Below are 16,614 nucleotides of genomic sequence, written 5' to 3'. Positions count from 1 at the left end.
TCACTCAAAGATTATTGATAATCTTCTTTCATAATCTTTGAGTATTTTATTTGTAAACTACTTTCCTAAACAATAAACACGCGGTGTCGGAAAGGTGTTTTCCATGCATAGTAGAAAATCTTTTGCAGGAAAAAGCATACTTAAAAATTTGATTTCAATATTGAAATCAATATTTATTATGATATTTTCGAAAGCGAGGAATTTAAAAATGGGTATATTAAGTGGAAATCCTCAAAATGAACCGTTACATTACGGAGAAGTATTTGATATTTGGAGTTATCTTCTCGTTGCACAAGGTGCACTTGCAAGCCATCAAGTATTTATGAATCACACAGGTGACGAAGATTTGAAGAAGTTTTTAGAAAGCTTAATTGAAAATGATATGAACTCGGAAATAGAAGAGTTAAAAACTCTTTTAAAGGTTAATGGCGTAGCTTTACCTCCTGCTCCTCCAGAACGACCAGTTGCATCTATCGAAGATATTCCTCCAGGAGCGCGTATTAATGATGCTGAAATAGCAGCAGCTGTTGCTACAGGATTAGCAGCTGGACTTGTGACATGTAGTCAAGTGATGGGGAAATGTCTTCGAGAAGATGTAGGGATGCTATTCGGCCAATTTCATATGAAAAAAGCGCAAGCAGGTGTAACTTTGCTGCGTTTAAGTAAGAAAAAAGGGTGGGTAGTTCCACCTCCGTTATATGTAAGAAATTCTGATCAAGCTTAAGAAACAAAAATAAAAAAAGTGGCATTGGCCACTTTTTTATTTTTTAGATGTATCCTCAACTTTGGATTTATTTATTGTAGAAGAATCCATATATTCATCTGACATTTCCATAGCATATTTATCATGATGAATATGATTGTGATTTCTTAATTCATCGTCGTTACGCAGTACTAATCTCTTCATATAAATATGAAAGAAAACCTCTATTCCGCCAATAATTAATGCGGCAATAAATGAAGACAGGCCAATATTACGAGTAGCATCTAAATTCGTAAATAAGGATGTTAGTAGCCAAATGCCGAAGAAGCTTAAGCCGAAATCTGCCATTGTAGCAATCATATTTCCGTATTTAGGTAAAATGAAGAGATCGCCGATTAAATAGGCAGCTCCTGTTAGGAAAAGAGAAATGAGTAATACTCTAGGAATTGAAATGCCTTGAAAGATACCGAGTACCATTAGTAATACTGCAGTTATCACTGTGTATTTAATTAATAAAGCAACAATATGTTTCATCATTTTCCTCCATTGTTTAAACGTATATGGAATAAAATATTTCATAAAAAACGGGTTATGCTATATAGCGTAACCCGTTTTAATCACCCTTTAATGGTAAGAAGTACAACCTGGGTAAAAAGCAGGCTTATACTACGTATAGTATTTGCGGAGTATCAAGTTTTATTCACAAGGTGTAGTTCCATTCTTATAATAGAGATGTTGCCTAAGTACAGTGTTTTTATATTAAACTTAATAACTTTTTCTGTTTTGATTTTGTTTCTTAAATATAAGAAGAAAAAGTATTTTTATGTTTAATGTATCTTTTTGTCTACATATTTTCCATAATTGGGTACAGCGATTTTATCAAATTCTTGAACGAGTGTTTTGAGGCTTGTTGATAGCAATTCACCGGACATTGGTATCCCATGTCCAGTAATAGCGACCAGAGGCTTTACTTCTTCTAATTTAATGACTGATTCTTTAGCGGCTTTCCAGTCTGTTGTTAAATAACGAGGGGGGCCGCTTATTTCCTGTTCCTGAGTAAATACTTTATATAGATATTCCTGTTTCACTGTAACAAAAGCATCCCCAGCAATTAAAGTTCGGTCTTTTTCTCGGAATAATGAAATATGCCCAGGAGTATGCCCTGGTGTATGAATCCATCTAAACTCTGGCATATGTGGAACAGTTCCATCGGTAGGTAGTACTTTTACGCTATTTCCTAAATCAATCGGTTCATTAGGGAACAGGGGAGACATTTTGGCTACCATACCACCTTCAACTGTTGGATCTGGTTCAGGATAGCTTTGTTGTCCAGTCAAGAACGGTATCTCCAGTTGATGGGCATAGACTGGAACATCCCAATACTTAATGAGTTCAATTATTCCTCCAACATGATCAAAATGCCCATGAGTTAAAATAATTGCTTTTGGGCGGCTATTTGTACCAAATCGCTTCTCAGTAACGGAGATAATTTCATTTGCACATTTAGGCATTCCAGCATCAACCAAAACAAAATCATTGGTATGCGGATTTCCAACAAAACATATGTTGACGATTTGAATCGTGTAACAAAATAAATCAGGCAATACTTCAAGGCCATGACCACTTTCAATTGAAGTTGCTGGAATAAACTTGTAATCACTTCCATAATTCATTTCCTTGTTCACCTTTTATCCCCCTTAATATGTTTCAATACGACATTATAGTTCCCTAATTTCTCGAATCCATTTTGGGACATTTGAAAAAAGAATTAGTGGGGGATTACAAAAAAAAATTAAGTCCTAGAATTAAGGTGGAGACATATGAATTTATATAATAGTTTCTACAATTTTTTTGAGGAGGGTGATGAGTTAATAAAATATTCATCTTAATATTTTAATGTGCATTTATATAAAAATTACATAACAGTAGCTGATATAAATCCATTAAATAAGACGATTACTTGTACCGATGCTTTTCATAATCAAAGGATGTTTAAGTTTGGTGATGTAGTTGAAGTGAATTAGAGGGGGGAATATCTCTTCCTAACTTAATTATATCATGTAAATCAAGTTCGAAATAGACTGTTTATTCGTATTTACTACTGCTACAATCAAGAACACATGCATAGTAAGGAGAGATGGTAAATGAGTTCTTTCGTTCTCGATTTTCAGGAAATAGAAAACACGCAGCTTGCACTCGTTGGTGGAAAAGGATTGAATTTAGGGGAGTTATCAAGCGTTCAAGGGATACAAGTGCCAGAAGGATTTTGTGTTACAACGGTAGGATATGAAAAGGCCATCGAGCAAAATGAGGAGCTTCAAACTTTGTTGCAGCAACTAACAAAGTTGAAAAAGGAAGAGCGAGCCCAAATTGGTGAAATGAGTAAGAAGATTAGAGAAGTCATTATGGCAGTAAAAATCCCTTCTGAAGTAGTGGAAGCGGTAGCTCATTATCTCTCACGTTTTGGAAATGAACATGCGTATGCCGTGCGCTCTAGTGCGACGGCTGAAGATTTACCGTATGCCTCGTTTGCTGGTCAACAAGATACGTATTTAAATATTATCGGTAAAGAAGCGATTTTGCAGCATGTAAGAAAGTGCTGGGCTTCTTTATTTACAGAGCGAGCAGTAATGTACCGCATGCAAAATGATTTTGAACATAATCAAGTTTCTATATGTGTTGTCGTTCAAAAAATGGTTTTCCCTGAGGCTTCGGGAATTTTATTTACTGCTGATCCGGTTACTTCTAACCGAAAGGTAGTATCAATTGATGCCAGTTTTGGACTTGGTGAGGCATTAGTATCAGGACTGGTCTCTGCCGATAATTATAAAGTAAAAGAAGGCGAAATTACCGGAAAGATGATAGCAACTAAAAAATTAGCTATTTATGCTTTAAAAGAGGGCGGAACGGAGACGAAACAGATTGATCCGGCTCAGCAAAAAATTCAAACATTGTCTGAACAACAAATTTTACAACTAGCACAGATTGGAAGACAGATTGAAGCTTATTTTGGTTGTCCGCAAGATATTGAATGGTGTTTAGTGGATGATACATTTTATATTGTCCAAAGTCGCCCCATTACGACTTTATATCCAATTCCTGAAGAAAATGATGGGGGAAATCATGTGTATATATCAGTTGGCCATCAACAAATGATGACCGATGCGATGAAACCGCTTGGGTTATCTTTTTTCCTGTTAACGACTAATGCTCCTATGCGTAAAGCGGGAGGACGGCTGTTTGTGGATGCTACGCAACAATTAGCTTCACCTGCTAGCAGAGATTATTTAATAAACACTTTAGGAAAATCAGATCCACTCGTAAGAGATGCATTAACAACTATAATCGAGCGAGATAATTTTATTACATTGTTGCCGGATGATGAAAAAGAAAAGAGTGTTAGTAAAAGTAAGCAACCTGCAAATTCGCAACCAGAAATCGAAAATGATCCGGCAATCGTTACGAATTTAATACAGAATAGTGAAGCATCAATCGAAGAGTTAAAACGAAACATGCACATGAAATCAGGGGTGGATGTACTTAATTTTATTTTGGAAGACATCCAGCAATTAAAGAAAGTATTATTTAATCCGCAAAGTATCGCTGTCATTATGGCTGGTATGAATGCTTCAACATGGATGAATGAAAAGATGGAGCACTGGCTAGGCGAAAAGAATGCAGCAGACACACTTTCTCAATCGGTACAAAACAATATTACGTCTGAAATGGGGCTAGCATTACTGGACGTTGCTGATGTGATTCGGCCGTACCAAGAAGTTATTACGTATTTACAACATGTAGAAAACGATAACTTTTTAGATGAAATAGTTCAGTTTAAAGGTGGAGAAGAAGCCCGAGATGCCATTCTAACTTTTCTAAATAAATACGGAATGAGATGTAGTGGAGAAATTGACATTACGAAAACACGCTGGAGTGAAAAGCCAACTACAATTATCCCGATGATTTTAAATAATATAAGAGACTTTGAAGCGGGTGCTAGTAAACGGAAGTTTGAAGAAGGGCTGCAAGAAGCTTTGAAAAAAGAAGAAGAGTTAGTAAATCGATTGCAGCACTTGCCGAACGGAAAGCAAAAAGTAGAAGAGATGAAGCGGATGGTTCGTAATATCCGTAATTTTATCGGTTATCGTGAATATCCAAAATACGGCATGATTAATCGTTATTTCATATATAAGCAGGCATTATTGAAAGAAGCTGAGCAACTTGTGCAGAGCGGCGTCATTCGTGAGGTCGATGATATATACTATTTAACTTTCGAAGAACTTCACGAAGTTGTTCGCACGAATAAACTAGATTACGAGCTGATACAAAAACAAAAAAATGATTACAAATTATATGAAAAACTAACGCCTCCTCGTATCATGACGTCTGATGGAGAAATCATTACAGGCAAATATAAACGAGAAAACCTCCCAGCTGATGCGATTGTAGGCCTGCCTGTTTCTTCAGGCGTGATTGAGGGAAGAGCTCGCGTTATTTTAAACATGGAAGAAGCGAATTTAGAAGAAGGAGATATATTAGTTACTGCTTTTACTGACCCTGGCTGGACACCATTGTTTGTGTCTATAAAAGGGTTAGTCACTGAAGTTGGCGGACTTATGACTCACGGGGCAGTGATTGCACGTGAATATGGATTACCAGCAGTCGTCGGGGTAGAGAATGCTACGAAACGAATAAAAGATGGGCAACGAATTCGGGTACATGGGACTGAAGGGTATATTGAAGTGTTGTAATGAAATAAAAGATCATCCGCTATTATAGTGGATGATCTTTTATTATATAGCTGACTTATTTTTTTAAGCCAGCCGCATAAAAAGGTCCATGAACTGCGATTGTTGATAAAATACGAGCAATTTCCTCAGGTGTTTCTTTTTGCCCGTTATTTAACCATTGCTGAATGACACCTATATGAGCAGATGCCATATATGAAGTTAAGTATTGGCTTGGGACAAGTAAATTCTCCTTATTAATGAGAGCACCATTCGTATCTTCAAATAGTGTTTTCCACATAAAGTCTTTCAGTTTTGTTTGGAAAGATAAATCTCCTTTTGGGCTTAATACTGCTTTCATAAAATCACTATTTTCATTTAGAAATTCAAGAATAGAAGTAATAAGTATAAACGGCATTGTTGGGGAAGGGTTTGACCCAAGATCAGCAATAACTTCAGGCAATCTCTGTTTGGCAATGCTAGAAAACTCATACATAATTTCTTCTTGGCATTTCGTCATTAAATCAAATTTATCTTGATAATGTGCATAGAAAGTACCGCGATTTATGTTTGCTTTCGTTGTAATATCTTTCACTGTAATGGCGTCAAAACCTTTTTCCTCAATTAACTCAACCAATGCGTTTCGTATGGCAGTTTTCGTACGAATAACACGTAAATCTAAATTACTATCGCGCAAAGCATGTCCCTCCTTAATTTTTCTCAACACTTTTCAAGAATGTGTCTTATAACCGACACATTCACGATTTTTGATTATTGTATAAGGTTCAACTCGAACATATAATTCAAAATATAAATAAACAACACGTTGTTGGTTATTATAAATCAAACTATAGGAGGAGAAAAGAAAATGTTTAAAAATAAACTTTTATATGTATCACCAGTTATTGCACTACTTGTTGTTTTTATTTTTTCATTAACGTTATTTCCAACCGTTCAACCACAGCCGAAAAATTTGCCAATCGCAATTGTAAATGAGGATCAAGGAGTAGAAATTCCGAATCAACCGAAGATGAATATGGGGCAAACGATTGTTGATAATATGAAAAAGACATCAAAATCAGATGAAGAACCTGCGGTGAAGTGGGTAGAAGTGAAAAATAAAGAAGCAGTTCAAAAAGGCTTAAATAATCAAGAATATTACGCAGCATTAGTTATTCCAAAAGACTTTAGCACAAAACAAGCATCATTACGAACACCACAGCCATCTTCGCCAGAGGTAGAAATATTCATAAATCAAGGAATGAATACAGCAGCTTCAACTATGGCGGGGCAAATGTTAAATGTGATCGTTGATAATATGAACAATACTGTTCGTACACAACTATTAGAAGGATTGAAAGCAAAAGGAGCTACATTAACAGCAGACCAAGTTTCAAATGTAATAACACCTATTGCAAAGAAAGTGAAAAATGTGAATGAAATCGGCAAAAATAGTGCGAACGGTAACTCGCCGATGTCTTTATTCCAGCCGTTATGGATTGCAAGTTTAGCGAGCGCAGCAATTATTTTTATTGCGATAAGTAAAATGCGAGTAGGTACAAGAAAAGAAAACTTCGTATTAAAACTAAAACAAATAATAACAGGGGCTGTCGTGGCACTTGTAATTGGATTTGGCCTCACATGGATCGCGGATGGTATGGTAGGTTTAAATATTTCGAATTTCACGGATACGGCACTGTTTTTATCAATTACGTCCTTTAGCTTCTTCTTAATGATATCAGCGGTACTTTCATTAGTTGGACTAAAAGGAATTGGTGTATTCGCACTCTTACTTTTCTTTGGGGCACCGTTATTATCGTTAGCACCTGAAATGTTGTCGCCATTTTATCAAGACTGGGTGTACGCATGGTTGCCAATGCGATTTATGATTGAAGGACTTAGAGAAATATTCTTCTTTGGAAAAGGGTTAAGCTGGAGTACACCCCTTACTGTGCTCGTTTGGATTGGCGTAGTAAGTATGGTTATTATTTTAGCGACTGCTTTCAAACGTAGTGTAGTAAAGGGACAAAAAACGGAATTAAACGCATAAAAGCAAAAAACGTTTCACTAGGAGTGAAGCGTTTTTTGCTTTTTATTAACTTATCGGGAAATCAAGAAGGATAGGTTTTTCTATATTTTAAAGGGAATAGAAGAGTTCGGATTTGCAGTTCCTTTTTGTATACATGCTCCTGCTATTTCAAATTGCATAAAATGTTATGTGAAATAATGGAGGGGATACGATGTATAATTCGAATGATTATGATTGGTATAGGCAAAATGATAAGTTGATTCGTGATATTGAGAAAGCAATTAATGGAGAGTTTAGTGCTATAAATTGCTATGCGAAATTAGCCAACATGGCTCCAAATGCGGCGGAACGAAATCAAATTCTTGAAATTCGTAACGATGAAATAAAGCATTTTCATCATTTTGTACAAATCTATACAAATTTAAGTGGTCAGCAGCCGAAACCACAAATTACAGAAGAATGTCCAAATACGTACTTACAAGGATTAGAATTCGCAATACAAGATGAACAGAAGACAGTAGATTTTTACTTGGAAATTTCAGATGAAGCATCGGATGCACATATGAAAGAGTTATTGCGCAGAATAGCTGCCGATGAACAAAATCATGCAGTGTGGTTTTTATATTATTTTGTGAAGACGAAGTGAGCATTAAGAATGAATGGCTGATGTGATGAATATATTAGAAATTATTTTAAAGCGCATTGCAACAATTGCATGAAAAACTTAAATATAAGCAGAAAGAAACCGTTTCATAAGTAGTGGGACGGTTTTTTTCGCGGTGAAATACAAGTTACATAGATATCGACAAAATATAGTAATTGAATTTGGTATATAATGTATGAAATGAAAACGAAAATAAATAAGCTAGGAGCAAATAAATGAAAAGAGGAATTACAGTAGATATTCCAAATGAATATGATAATTTACTTTGGAAAGTGTTAAAGCCGATTGATATTTCTTCATATGATTGGTGGGTAGGTAGTGAGGAGTCATACTTAATAGCACGTGGTGGATTGGATGAGGCATTATTTCCAGAAGAACCAAGTATAGTGGAAGGATCAGATTTGAAAACATTATTTAAAGACAATATATATTATGTTATTTTTGCAGATTTAAAAGCGTATTCAAAAGGAGAGGAAGTAGTAGCTATTGAAACATATGAAGAATTTAAAGAGAGTAAGTGTGAATTAGTTTTACTAGTTGCGGATTGTACATACGTCACAATTTACGCTAAAGATCAAAAAAAGATTGAATTGATGTATGAAAACGCAAGGAATCAAGGTTATTATGTTGAATACGTTACAGATGAAAATGACGGTAGAACGCGATTATCAGTAGGGTAGTCATTTGAAAGGGGAACGGCAATATGGAGAGAAATACAGTTAAAGAATATACAATTCGAACTGCTATTGAAGAGGAAAGCGATAGCATTATTACTCTATTAAGAGAAGTAGCAGAGTGGTTACAACATAAAGAAGTAGATCAATGGCAGTATCTGTTAGGTGGAGAGGCTACGGCTGAAATACTAGAAGGGATAAGAGAGAAATATACATATGTGGTTATGAAAGAAGATGAAATAATCGGTACAGTTACAGTATCTCCTAAACAAAATGAATGGGACGAGCGTATTTTTGGTAAAGAGAATGTTTCCGATTCTTTATATATTCATAGATTTGCAGTGAAACGAAAGTATAAGGGGAATGGAATCGGAGAGTGGATTTTACAATGGATAGACGAGAATGTGCACTGTGACAAAGAGTTTTTGAAGCTAGATTGTGTGGGACATAATCGTACGTTGAATGATTTTTATAAGAGAAATGGTTTTGAATATGTTGGGAGTACAGAAGGACTTAGTAAGTTTCAAAAGAGGAGGGGATAAGTGGATGAATCAAATTCCTACTGATTTAGTTAAAAGGTTGATAGGAGAACAGTTTCCTAAATTGGCACATTTAGAAGTGAGACCTGTAAAGTTTAGTGGGCATGATAATAGAACGTTTCACTTAGGGGATGAGATGAGTGTAAGGTTGCCAAGTGATGCGGCATATGCACCACAAGTAGAGAAAGAAAATAAGTGGTTACCGATATTAAGTAAGGAGCTTTCTTTACCGATTTCTACACCAGTTGCGAAAGGTAATCCGTCTGAATCGTATCCATGGCCTTGGTCTATTAATAAATGGATAGAGGGCGAAACAGTTACGAAACAAAATATTCGTGACTTAAATGAATTTGCGGCGGACTTAGGTGCATTTTTAGTAGAATTGCAATCCATTGATGCGAGTAATGGACCGATAGCTGGAGCACATAATTTTTACCGAGGCGGGCTTATATCTGTATATGATGAAGAAGCGAGAGGTGCTATCGAGAATAATAAGGACGTTTTTGATGAAACAGTATTAAAGCATCTTTGGGATTTAGCACTTCAGTCAACATGGAAGCGTAAGCCAGTTTGGATTCATGGGGATGTTGCACCAGGAAATTTACTCGTTAAGGACGGAAAGCTTTGCGCCGTAATTGATTTTGGGATTTTAGGAGTAGGCGATCCTTCTTGTGATGCAGCGATGGCATGGACATTTTTTGATAAAAGTAGCAGAAACGTATTTAAAGGAGTATTGTGCATAGATGAAGAAACGTGGAATAGAGCGAGAGGATGGGCACTTTGGAAGGCGTTGATTACATATGATGCGAATAAGACTAGTAATAAAATAGTGGCAGAAGAATCGCATCGTGTTATTCAAGTAATTGTGGATGATTATGAGAGATAGTAGAAAAAGCCTATTTTAAAATAGGCTTTTTTTATATAATTAAATATTAGAAACTGAAAGAAGGAATCTAACATAATTATACAGAATATTTAGATAATAGGAGGTGTCGAATTTTGAGTGAAATTGAATTAAAAAGGAATGTAATTAAGACTGGGAGTGAGAAGGGGGTTATTCTCCGGTTTATACTCGCTAGTCTAGTTGGGGTGTTTATGTTTTTCGTACCAGTTACGATAAACGGTGCTTCGTCCATTATGATTGATCATATCGTATCATGGATCAGGACTTCGGTTCCGAGCGTCGTACCTTATTATGCACTACTCGTTATGATAATAGGTGCGATTTATCCGTTTTATACGAAAAAGTGGAATGCATCTATCGTAGACATTTGTTTTTCGATTTTAAAAGTAGTTGGTGTTGTCTTTGGTGTATTATATTGCTTGAAAGTAGGGCCAGCTTGGTTCTTTGCACCAGATGTAGGGCCGTTTTTGTATGAAAAACTAGTCATATCGGTAAGTTTACTCGTGCCAATTGGTTCGGCTTTTTTAGCGTTATTAGTCGGGTACGGATTACTTGAATTTATCGGTACGTTTTGCCGTCCCATTATGAGACCGTTATGGAATACACCAGGACGATCAGCAATTGATGCGGTTGCATCCTTTGTTGGGAGTTATTCGTTAGCTTTATTAATTACAAATCGCGTGTATAAAGAAGGAAAGTATACGACAAAAGAAGCAGCGATCATCGCTACAGGCTTTTCTACAGTATCCGCAACATTTATGATCATCATCGCAAAAACATTAGACATTATGCATTTATGGAATGTTTATTTTTGGACTACTCTTGTTGTAACATTCATCGTAACTGCTATCACCGTAAGAATCCCACCACTTAGTAGAAAACCAGATACATATGTAACAGAAGAAGGGTTCCCAGAGCCCGTTTATAAAGAGAAAATGCTAGAACGCGCTTGGGAAGATGCGCTAGAAGTATCGAAATCTGCACCAAGTATTATGAAAAATATCGCAGTAAATTTAAAAGACGGATTTATCATGACAATGGGCATTTTACCATCCATTATGTCAGTCGGATTAATTGGTATCGTCTTAGCGAAATTCACACCAATATTTGATTGGATTAGTTATATTTTCTATCCGTTTACATGGCTATTACAATTACCAGAAGCAGAACTAGCTGCTAAAGCCGCATCCGTTGGTATCGCAGAAATGTTTTTACCTTCTCTTTTAGTTGTAAGTGCACCACTTGTGACAAAGTTTGTCATTGCGGTTGTTTCGGTATCATCTATATTGTTCTTCTCAGCTTCCATTCCTTGTATTTTATCGACAGACATTCCATTAAAAGTCTCAGAACTTATTATTCTCTATGTACAAAGAACGATTTTAACGTTACTTATTATTACGCCGATTGCTTATTTGTTGCTTTAAAGTTTTAAAAAGATAAATCTCTAACAAAAAAAGCCTTCTGTAAAAGGAAGGCTTCTTTTGTTTAAAATCGGGGTATTTCCACATCACTATCATGCTAAGAAAATCAAATATCCTAAAACGTGAAAATATACTATTTTCTGTTTTTGTGATGTTTTTATTTATTTTTTGAATATGACGTCATGCTTCTTAAGAAGATTCCTAGTCCTGCAAAAAAGAAACCTAAGCATAATAAGCTGCCTGGTGTTCCCCAAGTAATTTGATCTAGCATGTTCATCCCCTCCCATTTATCATTATATAGCATTTATTGGGAATTATCAAAATTTTCCTTTTTAAAGGTTAGTGATGAGCTTTCCCGCCTTATACGAGAAGAATATATTTGAAAAGGAATTGTTTTAAATACATTCTGTTATTCTTATAAAACGTTTTCTTTTCATATGATATAGTAACAACAAAGGGGGCTTTCAAATGGAAATAATTCACGAAAGAGCAAAGTTACGGATAATAGATAGTGATGATGTCGAAACTTTGTTTTCGATTGTAGAAGGAAATCGGGATATTTGGGCGTATTTAATTTCTAAAATGGATAGTGCGCAAGATATGCAACAATACGTTCAAAAAGCGATACAGGGTTATGGAAAGGGTACTCAAATGCCTTTCGTTGTAGTGGATCAACAGACGAATACGATTGTAGGAAGTACACGTCTATATAATATTTCAGTAGAAGATAAAACAGTCGAGTTAGGGCAGACTTGGTATCATCCAAGTGTGCAACGTACGAGTATAAATACAGAGTGTAAGTATATACTTCTTCACTATGCTTTTGAAAAATTGCATATGCTGAGAGTACAAATTAAGACGGATGCAAGAAATGAAAAAGCACAACGAGCAATTGAACGTTTAGGAGCAGTTAAAGAAGGTGTGCTTAGAAATGAAAGAAAATTACCAAGTGGTCATGTGAGAGATGCAGTTGTGTATAGTATTATTGCAAGCGAATGGCCAATAGTGAAAGCTCGTTTATTGGAAAAATTAGAATTGTATAAAGAAAAGTTATAATTCGTGTTTTGAAAGGTATATTGTTCGTAATACATGAAAAATATACCTTTTTTCTTACAAAATGCTACTTTATTTTAATTCCTTTTGTTTCATCGTTCCCTTCTGAGAAAAAATTCGTTACAATGTAGTTGTATGGTAATAAACTTATGAATTTAAAACATGTAATGAAAACCGCAAATGAAAATGAATTGATAATCCTCAATTTTAAATGAAAACCCTTTTATATATAAATAACAAGTAAAGTTCCTTCTTTTAAATAAACTCAAACAAAACGATTTGATATAAATGTTTTTTATAGAAGTATGGATGATGTACGGAGGCAATTACAAATGAAAGAAAATAAGAAAAGTAAGAAAAGACGAATCTTTCAAGTATTTTTACTAATGACTTGTTCTGCTATTTTATATGTAAGTTATGCAGCTTACGATATTTGGAGCTATCGTTTTAAAACAGATGATAGTATGAAAACGGATGCTGGTATCGTACTAGGAGCGGCTTCTTGGAATGGAAAACCATCCCCTGTATTTAAAGAAAGAATTAATCATGCGATTTCTTTATATAAGAACGGAAACATTAAAAAGATTATTTTTACGGGTGGTACAAAGTTCGAGGCAGAACTTGAGGAAGCGCGTACTGCAAGAGTATATGCAATGAAACAAGGTGTAAAAGAGGAAGATATTTTAATTGAAACAAAATCCCTTTTCACAGAAGAAAACTTAAAGAATGCGAAGGAAGTTGGAATAGAGAACGGAATACGCACATACACGATTGTAAGTGATCCACTTCATATGAAACGCGCAATGAGAATCGCAAAACATATTAATATTGAAGCGTATGCTTCACCAACGCCGACATCAGCATATAAAACGTTAGACACAGAAATACCATTCTTCTTTAAAGAATTATTCTCGTACATTGGATATGTAACCTCTTTGCCGTTAAAGGCATTGAAGGGAGACTAATATAAGAAAAGAACCTATTTTAAATGGGAACTTTTCTTATTGGTCAAAAACATTGTATTTTTATCGGAATAGTGAAACAATAGAGAGGTAGCTTCATATAATCATAATGAAAAAGTGAGCGGTTGATGAATCGAACATAAAGGAGATTATAGTATGGCACTCTCATTTGTTGAAACAGAAGAACAATCTTTCATTATTGAACAAATAAATAAATTGATTCCGAAGTTCATGGAAAGAGAGCATCAACTAAGTGAATTAGGATCATTTCCGTATGAAAATATAAGTGATTTGAAAGATATCGGATATACGAAATTAACGTTACCGAAGGAATTTGGTGGTAGTGCGATTTCTTTATATGACTTTGTTTTATTTCAAGAGAAAATCGCGGAAGGCTGCGGAGCTACTGCGTTATCGATTGGCTGGCATATTGGCATTGTGAAAGAGCTAGCGGAAAATCACTCTTGGAATGATGAGATGTTTAAATGGTTTTGCGAAGAAGTACGTAACGGTGCACTCTTTAATCGGGCAGCAACAGAACCAAAAACAGGGAGTCCGACGCGTGGTGGTAAGCCAGAAACAATAGCGGTTCAACAAGGCGAGAAGTGGATTATAAATGGAAGAAAAACTTTTACAACGATGGCGCCAATACTTGATTATTTTATTATTTCAGCGAGTATTGAAGGGCGAGAAGAAGTTGGAGAGTTTGTCATTCCGAGAAATACGCTCGGTTTATCCATTGAAGAAACGTGGGATAGCGTTGCGATGCGAGGGACTGCTAGTCATGACCTTGTCTTACAAAATGTAGAGATAGAAAGTCGCTTTTTTACAGATGTAAAGGGCGGGAAAGTGAAACAAAAGGGTATTGGCTGGTTGCTACATATACCAGCATGTTATTTAGGAATTGCACAATCAGCAAGAAATTATGCAGTTCAGTTTGCGGGATCATACAAGCCAAATAGTTTAAATCATTCTATTAGTTTATTGCCGAATGTTAGAAGATTAGTTGGAGAATTAGAACTTGAGCTTATGCAAGCTCGCGTCTTTTTATATCAAATTGCGAAAAAGTACGATGAGACAGAGGATAAACTATCATTGCAAGCCGAACTAGCAGCAGTGAAATATGCTGTAACAAATGCGGCAATATCTATTGTAGATAAAGCAATGCGCATCGTAGGAGCAAAAAGTTTATCAGAAAAAAATCCGCTTCATCGTTACTATTTAAACGTCAGAGCAGGATTGCACAATCCGCCGATGGATGATGCAACACTATCTATGTTAGCGGATGCGGCGTTTCGGTCGTAGTTTTTTTAACTTACATTTTATTGTTTATGGACAATATAGTTGTTTTGAAAGCACGTGTTTGATTAGTAATCGAACACGTGCTTTTTATGTGTACGACGTACCAAATTGAGATGTAGATTTTTAGTATAAATGGTTATCATGATTTTGGATTGTTATTGGCTGAAAGAATATTTATTGCAATGTTAGTTTGGAAACTTTTAATCCCAAATTAAAGGTCTTTCCAAGTTTATCATTCGTAAATATTGTAAAAATTGACCGGCATGGACCGCATCATGATAGGCAATTCGTAATAGCATGTCGCCTAAATATCTTTGATAGCCAACATCGCTTCGATCAATAAGGGTTGAATCTAGCTCAGCTATGCTTATGGATTGAACATATTCTATAAAGTCAGTAAAGTACGATTGTGCCAATTCAATTTCTTTTTTTACACAAGTAATTGGCTCGTCATCATACGGGAAATGTATATCATTTATTGAGCCGTTGTTTTTTAAAATCATATGATAATAAAAAGTTGAGCTCCATACATGACGAATCATCTCACCAAAGGACATAGCCTCATGATCAGGCTTCCAATTAAGAAAATTATCGGGAAGAGAATTCCATAATTTTTCTGAGCGTCTTCTCGTTTCTTTCAAATTTAATATACTAAGATCAATTGCATTCATAATACATTCTCCTTTACTATTAAACTTAAAATAATTGTATCAGTTTAATAGTTAGGGTATCATCGAAATATGAATGTATATCCGAATATCTCATATATAGCTAAACTAATTGCTGAACCTACAAGAGCAATTATCTTAGATTGTCTAATGAATAATCAGGCACTACCTGCTAGCGAATTGGCTTATATGGCAAAGGTGTCACATCCAACGATTAGTTCTCATCTTTCTAAATTAGTAGAGGGGAATCTACTTACAGTTGAACAACATGGTAGACATCGTTACTATCGACTTGCTAATCAAGAGGTAGCAGAAGTTCTTGAAAAGTTAGGAACAATTGCACCATCAGTCCAAGTTCGGTCTTTAAAACAATCGGATCAATTAAAACAAATTCGTTATGCTCGAACTTGCTATGATCATCTTGCAGGCAGACTCGGTGTAGAGATAACTGAAAAATTACTACATAGGGAATTTATAATTTTAAAGGAAGGAGAATACATTGTAACGGAACAAGGTAAGCAATGGTTTCTGAATTTTGGAATAAATATTGAAACGGCAGCTATAAAGAGAAGGGTATTTGCAAAACCTTGTCTTGATTGGAGTGAACGACGCTACCATATTTCTGGTTGGTTAGGATCTGCGATAGCAAAACTATTTTTTGAACAGGAATGGATTACAAAAACGGATAAGAATAGAGCCGTCCATCTTACAAAAAAAGGTATGAAGTTATTGAAAGACCAATTAGGCATTGACATGGAAAATAAAAAAGTCCATCAAAATGCAGTGCCTCCTATCGAGTAAACAGTATTAAATAACCTGAGTTCTATATTTATATAGACTCAGGTTATTTGATTTGTTTTAAAATCTTTGATGATATTTGCATATGGCAACTTTAACCTCATTTGCTTTACGGAAAGAGGTTAAATGAAAACATAGTAGTTTGAGGCAGTTCTATTAAATTATTAATC

Annotated in this window: 16 protein-coding genes and 1 pseudogene; 13 read left to right on the top strand and 4 right to left on the bottom strand. The window is 35.4% G+C overall.

The annotated features are described in order from the left end of the window. Positions 1-208 precede the first annotated feature (208 nt). On the top strand, positions 209-724 hold the full coding sequence (locus ACU8YW_RS15385; RefSeq protein WP_426934610.1) for a DUF3231 family protein: 516 nt from the start codon (positions 209-211) through the stop codon (positions 722-724). Positions 725-760: 36 nt separating this feature from the next. Here the strand turns inward: ACU8YW_RS15385 and ACU8YW_RS15380 are convergent, their stop codons facing one another. Both ACU8YW_RS15380 and ACU8YW_RS15375 read right to left on the bottom strand, forming a co-directional pair. After that, the gene (locus ACU8YW_RS15380; protein WP_306007910.1) at positions 761-1,237 is read right to left on the bottom strand and encodes a YndM family protein; all 477 of its coding nucleotides are present in this window, start codon (positions 1,235-1,237) and stop codon (positions 761-763) included. Between the two features lie 293 nt (positions 1,238-1,530). Beyond that, positions 1,531-2,388: an MBL fold metallo-hydrolase gene (locus ACU8YW_RS15375; protein WP_098200585.1), complete on the bottom strand. Its 858-nt coding sequence runs from the start codon at positions 2,386-2,388 to the stop codon at positions 1,531-1,533. Between the two features lie 204 nt (positions 2,389-2,592). On the opposite strand from ACU8YW_RS15375, the pseudogene ACU8YW_RS29210 reads away from it, so the two are divergent. Beyond that, positions 2,593-2,727, top strand: a pseudogene (locus ACU8YW_RS29210) (YolD-like family protein); the annotation flags it as partial. Between the two features lie 120 nt (positions 2,728-2,847). Then, entirely contained in the window at positions 2,848-5,454 is a 2,607-nt protein-coding gene (gene ppsA, locus ACU8YW_RS15370) for a phosphoenolpyruvate synthase (protein ID WP_426934611.1), read from the top strand. Between the two features lie 55 nt (positions 5,455-5,509). On the opposite strand, the gene ACU8YW_RS15365 is transcribed toward ppsA, so the two are convergent. After that, positions 5,510-6,127 (bottom strand): TetR/AcrR family transcriptional regulator, encoded by a 618-nt coding sequence (locus tag ACU8YW_RS15365; protein WP_088063894.1) that lies wholly within the window; start codon positions 6,125-6,127, stop codon positions 5,510-5,512. Between the two features lie 132 nt (positions 6,128-6,259). On the opposite strand from ACU8YW_RS15365, the gene ACU8YW_RS15360 reads away from it, so the two are divergent. The 9 genes from ACU8YW_RS15360 to ACU8YW_RS15320 all read left to right on the top strand — a co-directional run bounded on the left by ACU8YW_RS15360 (position 6,260) and on the right by ACU8YW_RS15320 (position 14,981). Then, entirely contained in the window at positions 6,260-7,480 is a 1,221-nt protein-coding gene (locus ACU8YW_RS15360; protein ID WP_106382936.1) for a YhgE/Pip domain-containing protein, read from the top strand. 190 nt (positions 7,481-7,670) lie between these two features. Next, positions 7,671-8,105: a ferritin-like domain-containing protein gene (locus ACU8YW_RS15355; RefSeq protein WP_088063892.1), complete on the top strand. Its 435-nt coding sequence runs from the start codon at positions 7,671-7,673 to the stop codon at positions 8,103-8,105. A 233-nt stretch (positions 8,106-8,338) separates the two neighbouring features. Then, positions 8,339-8,803, top strand: a complete 465-nt coding sequence (locus ACU8YW_RS15350; RefSeq protein WP_098133152.1) for a DUF2691 family protein — start codon at positions 8,339-8,341, stop codon at positions 8,801-8,803. Between the two features lie 23 nt (positions 8,804-8,826). Beyond that, positions 8,827-9,339, top strand: a complete 513-nt coding sequence (locus ACU8YW_RS15345; RefSeq protein ID WP_088609239.1) for a GNAT family N-acetyltransferase — start codon at positions 8,827-8,829, stop codon at positions 9,337-9,339. A 4-nt stretch (positions 9,340-9,343) separates the two neighbouring features. Continuing rightward, a complete protein-coding gene (locus ACU8YW_RS15340; protein WP_426934612.1) occupies positions 9,344-10,222 on the top strand; it encodes an aminoglycoside phosphotransferase family protein in 879 nt (292 codons plus the stop codon). 113 nt (positions 10,223-10,335) lie between these two features. Further along, the gene (locus tag ACU8YW_RS15335; RefSeq protein WP_426934613.1) at positions 10,336-11,664 is read left to right on the top strand and encodes a YjiH family protein; all 1,329 of its coding nucleotides are present in this window, start codon (positions 10,336-10,338) and stop codon (positions 11,662-11,664) included. 465 nt (positions 11,665-12,129) lie between these two features. After that, complete coding sequence (locus ACU8YW_RS15330; protein WP_426934614.1) at positions 12,130-12,717, top strand: GNAT family N-acetyltransferase; 588 nt, start codon at positions 12,130-12,132, stop codon at positions 12,715-12,717. A 329-nt stretch (positions 12,718-13,046) separates the two neighbouring features. Continuing rightward, positions 13,047-13,679, top strand: a complete 633-nt coding sequence (locus ACU8YW_RS15325; RefSeq protein ID WP_426934615.1) for a YdcF family protein — start codon at positions 13,047-13,049, stop codon at positions 13,677-13,679. Between the two features lie 153 nt (positions 13,680-13,832). Next, complete coding sequence (locus ACU8YW_RS15320; RefSeq protein WP_426934616.1) at positions 13,833-14,981, top strand: acyl-CoA dehydrogenase family protein; 1,149 nt, start codon at positions 13,833-13,835, stop codon at positions 14,979-14,981. Positions 14,982-15,178: 197 nt separating this feature from the next. On the opposite strand, the gene ACU8YW_RS15315 is transcribed toward ACU8YW_RS15320, so the two are convergent. Next, positions 15,179-15,649 (bottom strand): DinB family protein, encoded by a 471-nt coding sequence (locus ACU8YW_RS15315; protein ID WP_075307790.1) that lies wholly within the window; start codon positions 15,647-15,649, stop codon positions 15,179-15,181. Positions 15,650-15,718: 69 nt separating this feature from the next. Here ACU8YW_RS15315 and ACU8YW_RS15310 point away from each other — a divergent pair, with 69 nt between their 5' ends. Then, positions 15,719-16,447, top strand: coding sequence for an ArsR/SmtB family transcription factor (locus ACU8YW_RS15310; protein WP_426934617.1), 729 nt, complete (start codon positions 15,719-15,721; stop codon positions 16,445-16,447). The last annotated feature ends 167 nt before the right edge of the window (positions 16,448-16,614 follow it).

This window comes from Bacillus pretiosus, from assembly GCF_052947655.1.
The sequence above is the reverse complement of the archived record's forward strand: the minus strand, read 5'-3'. Positions and strand labels throughout refer to the sequence as shown.

Coding starts and splice junctions, on each gene's coding strand:
- ACU8YW_RS15345 (WP_088609239.1), top strand. CDS start 8,827: ATGGAGAGAAATACAGTTAAAGAATATACAATTCGAACTGCTATTGAA.
- ACU8YW_RS15350 (WP_098133152.1), top strand. CDS start 8,339: ATGAAAAGAGGAATTACAGTAGATATTCCAAATGAATATGATAATTTA.
- ACU8YW_RS15320 (WP_426934616.1), top strand. CDS start 13,833: ATGGCACTCTCATTTGTTGAAACAGAAGAACAATCTTTCATTATTGAA.
- ACU8YW_RS15330 (WP_426934614.1), top strand. CDS start 12,130: ATGGAAATAATTCACGAAAGAGCAAAGTTACGGATAATAGATAGTGAT.
- ppsA (WP_426934611.1), top strand. CDS start 2,848: ATGAGTTCTTTCGTTCTCGATTTTCAGGAAATAGAAAACACGCAGCTT.
- ACU8YW_RS15340 (WP_426934612.1), top strand. CDS start 9,344: ATGAATCAAATTCCTACTGATTTAGTTAAAAGGTTGATAGGAGAACAG.
- ACU8YW_RS15315 (WP_075307790.1), bottom strand. CDS start 15,649: ATGAATGCAATTGATCTTAGTATATTAAATTTGAAAGAAACGAGAAGA.
- ACU8YW_RS15310 (WP_426934617.1), top strand. CDS start 15,719: ATGAATGTATATCCGAATATCTCATATATAGCTAAACTAATTGCTGAA.
- ACU8YW_RS15325 (WP_426934615.1), top strand. CDS start 13,047: ATGAAAGAAAATAAGAAAAGTAAGAAAAGACGAATCTTTCAAGTATTT.
- ACU8YW_RS15385 (WP_426934610.1), top strand. CDS start 209: ATGGGTATATTAAGTGGAAATCCTCAAAATGAACCGTTACATTACGGA.
- ACU8YW_RS15380 (WP_306007910.1), bottom strand. CDS start 1,237: ATGAAACATATTGTTGCTTTATTAATTAAATACACAGTGATAACTGCA.
- ACU8YW_RS15355 (WP_088063892.1), top strand. CDS start 7,671: ATGTATAATTCGAATGATTATGATTGGTATAGGCAAAATGATAAGTTG.